The sequence below is a fragment of the Nocardiopsis lucentensis DSM 44048 genome (assembly GCF_000341125.1).
Taxonomy (GTDB): Bacteria; Actinomycetota; Actinomycetes; order Streptosporangiales; family Streptosporangiaceae; genus Nocardiopsis; species Nocardiopsis lucentensis.
This window is the reverse complement of sequence record NZ_ANBC01000592.1, coordinates 1-825: the sequence shown is the minus strand read 5'-3', so window position 1 is coordinate 825 and position 825 is coordinate 1. Positions and strand designations below refer to the sequence as shown.

Sequence of the window (825 nt, the reverse complement as noted above, 5' to 3'; positions counted from 1 at the left end):
GCGCCCCTGCCGCTGGCGGGGACGCTCGTCGCGGTCAAGGACAACATCGACGTGGCCGGGCTGCCCACCACGGCGGCCTGCCCGGAGTTCGCCCACACCCCCGACACCGACGCGACCGCCGTCCGGAGGCTGCTCGACGCGGGCGCGTTCGTGCTCGGCAAGACCAACCTCGACCAGTTCGCCACCGGTCTGGTCGGCACCCGCAGCCCGTACGGGGCGGTCCGCAACGCGTTCGACCCGGAGCGGGTCTCCGGCGGCTCCAGCTCGGGGTCGGCGGTCGCGGTGGCGCTGGAGATCGCGGACGTCGCCCTCGGCACCGACACGGCCGGGTCCGGCCGGGTGCCCGCCGCGCTGCACGGGATCGTCGGGCTCAAGCCGACGGTCGGCCTCGTCCCCGCGACCGGCGTCGTTCCGGCGGCCCAGCCCTACGACTGCGTGACCGTGTTCGCCCGCGACCTGACCACCGGGACGGCGGCGCTCCGGGTGATGACCGGCCCCGACGCGGGCGACCCCTACAGCCGCGACTGGCCCGCCGACGTGCGCCTCGCCCCCCGTCACCCCGCGCGCGTGGCCGTGCCGACCGCCGACGGACTCGCCGCCCTCAGCGACGACGAACGCGCCGCCTTCCACGCCGCCGCCGACACCCTGCGGGAGAAGGGGGTCGATATTGAGGCCGTGGACGTGGCGCCCCTGCTGGAGGCGGCCAGGCTGCTCTACGACGGCGCGCTGGTCGCCGAACGCTACGCCGCCGTGGGCGAGTTCCTGTCCGGCGGGCCGGAGTCGGCCGACCCCACGGTGTCCGGGATCATCCTGGCCGCCGCCGAC

Annotated in this window: 1 protein-coding gene; it reads left to right on the top strand. The window is 76.5% G+C overall.

The genetic code is table 11. From position 1 onward, the window contains the following. A partial coding sequence (locus tag D471_RS0121020) for an amidase family protein (RefSeq protein WP_017600451.1) occupies positions 1–825 on the top strand: 825 nt, incomplete at both ends.